2 protein-coding genes and 1 pseudogene are annotated in these 3,333 nt (G+C 38.6%); 1 reads left to right on the top strand and 2 read right to left on the bottom strand.

From position 1 onward, the window contains the following. Nucleotides 1-369: 369 nt before the first annotated feature. Both J7439_RS25085 and J7439_RS25080 read right to left on the bottom strand, forming a co-directional pair. Nucleotides 370-1,290 (bottom strand): hypothetical protein, encoded by a 921-nt coding sequence (locus J7439_RS25085; RefSeq protein WP_209204787.1) that lies wholly within the window; start codon nt 1,288-1,290, stop codon nt 370-372. A gap of 117 nt (nt 1,291-1,407) precedes the next feature. Next, nucleotides 1,408-2,372, bottom strand: a pseudogene (locus J7439_RS25080) (IS1595 family transposase). A gap of 350 nt (nt 2,373-2,722) precedes the next feature. On the opposite strand from J7439_RS25080, the gene J7439_RS25075 reads away from it, so the two are divergent. Then, entirely contained in the window at nt 2,723-3,010 is a 288-nt protein-coding gene (locus tag J7439_RS25075) for a hypothetical protein (RefSeq protein ID WP_209204786.1), read from the top strand. The last annotated feature ends 323 nt before the right edge of the window (nt 3,011-3,333 follow it).

Genomic DNA, 3,333 nt, shown 5'->3' with positions numbered 1-3,333 from the left:
ATTAACTAAACCAATGCAATGTGGAATTCTCGGAGTGTGCAGAGAAAAGTTAACTTTAAACTCAAGTTTCAAATCAGTGATTTCAGATCATCAGGTTTTGTGAAAACACTTATCGTACAGAACTGAAGCCTGAAACCTGAAACAAGCTTATAGAATAAAAGGAGAGAAAATCAAGGAGGTAGAGAAAGGTATATGGCGGTGAGGGAGGGATTCGAATCCTTGCAACACTGAAACAACTTTATATATATCAATAGGTTAAAGTAATTCAGAATAACAAAAGGTGTCCATTTTGGTTGTTAAAAGTGGTTATTGGTCAGTTTGGTGGACACTTTTTGGACACCCTAATAAAAATATTAACTTAACGCTAAGCTAAGAACTTGGCAACTTTGCAATACTTTCAACTTTGATAACAAAGTAATCCACACATTGAGTATTATAAAAAAACCAATAGTGCTCATTAACTCCATCCCGATTCTCAACTTTGAAAATAAGATTTTCAGAATTATCTGAGCTTAATAGCTTAAATTCATAATTTTCATAACAATAACTCTTGCCATGTGTTTTTATATAACTACCATCGAAATTAGCGCCTTCCTGAAAACTATTTGAGTCTAGATGCTTTTTGAAAATATCTGCCATACTTTTCATCGGAGTAGTAACAACAAATTCTTTTCTTTTCTCTGAAATATTTCTAAGCACATATGCTGCAAAGCTGTGTAGATCTATTGAGATTCCTTTATGGGCAATATTTTGTCCTAACATATGCTCAGGACTTCTATGCACTCCCATATGCAGCTGAAACGGCGCATCCTTATGAGTTAAAACAGCAACAGCCATTTCAATAGACTCACGAGCCTCTTTAGCCTCAAACTTAATATGATGATTAACATCAGAATTTGACACATAAGCTGTCCAGACATCTACACCATCCCGATCAAAGAATGACATACATTTTTTAAACTTATCTAAAGGGTCTAGTGTCGCTTTAACTACATTAATTTTTCTATTTTCAGGCAATGGTAGACCTGCTTCTTGTGCTTTAAAACACTCAAGATTATGTTGACGAACCTCTGTGTGATCATAAGCGGCCTGTATTTGGTAATCACTATATCTACGCCAATGACTTACATTATCTGAATTTACTTTTTCCATAACATAAAAAAGGCCTGGTTCTTTCATATATGTATACAGCCCATCAGAAACTTTTCGTACAGACTTTCCTAGCCATTCGAAATCATCAGAATTCATTGCCACTGCTGATTGATGACCACATAGAGAAGTAGTACTCATTGAAGTTAGAGATTGCATTTAAAACTCACCAAAAAAGTCTGAATTGTTAGATATTTTTATTAACGCAGCTAATTTTAACCATGACAAATATGTTAGACTCACTAACATAAGATAAGGCTATGTTCCCTTTAAAAGTTGAACGTGAATAAATTCCAAAATCTTGTTGGCCAACCGATCAGTTGTTAAAGCATTAATGCCAGTTAGAGCCCTCCGCCAGCCCGGGTAGTGTGACAGATATTTTGTTGCAACTCCGTGAAAAATCCCTGTAATCCACTGCTTCAAGTGGCTGTGATATGCATTCACACGCTGCAGGTGAAAAACACCTTCTATAACCCATATTCCAGAGGATGACACAAGTTCTTTAAAGGTGAACCCCAAGGTTCTCGCAAGCTTCTCATGTGCAAGGCTTGCATCGGCGCATACGACTGCTTCAATATTTATTCGACCGTTCAAATGACGACAAAGCTCATCTGCACTCTGATTCTCCAGAATGCCATCAACCGTCTGATTATCGCGGTCTCTGGCTACCATGACCGGTATTTGTCGACATTCTGCCTATCATTACCCCGCTTCCTGGCAGCTCTTGGAAGACCTTTCTTCTGACCTTTGAAGGATTCACGGAAGAAAGTTTCATCCAGTTCTGTTATGCCACTAAGCTCTGGTGCCTGGTCGTGCTCAATAGCCTGTAAAAACCGATGCCTCCAACGGAATGATGTTTTCAATGAAACGCCGCATTGCTTGGCAGCCGGGCGAAGCGTCAAAGAGTGAGTCATCCCCTCAAGATACTGCGGCCAACGCTCAGGATGCCTTAAACGGGCCAGAGGCGTTTTGGAAAAAGAGTTCAGGGTCTTTCGACAAGACTTGCACCGGAAACGCTGCCGTTGGTTCCGCATTCCCCAGCGTTGTAAGTCCTCCGACCCGCAGTGAGGACATTTTGGAGCCCGAACAAAACTATCTTCGATAGACTTTGCAATATCGGAAGGAGAATTCTGCTCTGACAGAGCGTTAATAAGTGTATTTCGCTGCTGGCTGGTTAATAACGGTATAGCGTTAAGAAGGTCTTGAAACTGTTGGGACTGCATAACAGAATCTCCCATCACAGGGGTTTACGACAGTTTAGACCCATCAACCCTTAAGGGAAACATAGCCGATTGTCAGGATGACTGAATAAATATTATCATTATACGTCGGCTGCATAGTACAAACCTCACACTCTATGGATTTTATCGGCAGTACGGTTAAACCACTTCAATTCGAAAAGGTTCAACATTTCTTATTTGACCATGATCTTTCTGGCTTTACTTCATCATCATTTTTAAAGACAGTTTTTCCTGTTTTGGATGGTTAAGTAGCTAACCATCTGGAACTAATTTCATTATGACTTGTCTACTCTCCATAAAGTAAAACTTTTTCAACTCTTGGAACCTCTCATATGCAGTCATTACAGACTACCTCCTCCAGCACCATGCTGTGTGAAAAATATGAGTCACCGGAAATTACAGCTAAAAATTCACTCACTAAACATTCACTGGACTTTTTAACAAAACAAGAAATATCAAGAATTGATCATGCTATTGTAGAGTTCAAGAAACCAAAATATCTCCATGAATGTAACAGTAATATTCTTGAGACCCTACAGAAACTACCTGATGAATTAACCAAAAAGGTAGTGGTAGTAATTGCAACTCATGGAGGCAATGGAATTATCACTTACTTCTAAAATCTCAATTATGGAGAAAATCATTTTCACTCAATTTGTATGAAGCAACCAAATTGTTTACAGGAGTTGATTCATACGAAGATGCAGTTCTAAATCATAGAGATAATGAAAGTCCGTTGAAACGTTTAGAAGCTCAGCATATTGCATATTTGCGAGAGATTTTTGTAAACAGTTAATACCAATTTCAGAGACACCACAGACGTCCGTTGGAATTTATTTCTAGTTCACAAGCCAGTGATAAGATAGTTGTTGAAATAGCCGTCAGTCCCTATCAGTGCTATGTTTTCTTTAAACGGCTTTGTAGGTCTAAGCTTCGTTAGCAC

Origin of the sequence: Salinisphaera sp. G21_0 (genome assembly GCF_017744115.1) — a bacterium.
In the GTDB taxonomy this organism is placed as follows: domain Bacteria; phylum Pseudomonadota; class Gammaproteobacteria; order Pseudomonadales; family Endozoicomonadaceae; genus Endozoicomonas.
Note: the sequence above shows the minus strand (reverse complement) of the source record. Positions and strands in the feature narration are given on the sequence as shown.

Excerpts from the sequence above, each read along its gene's own strand:
- J7439_RS25075 (WP_209204786.1), top strand. The coding sequence starts at position 2,723 with ATGCAGTCATTACAGACTACCTCCTCCAGCACCATGCTGTGTGAAAAA.
- J7439_RS25085 (WP_209204787.1), bottom strand. The coding sequence starts at position 1,290 with ATGAGTACTACTTCTCTATGTGGTCATCAATCAGCAGTGGCAATGAAT.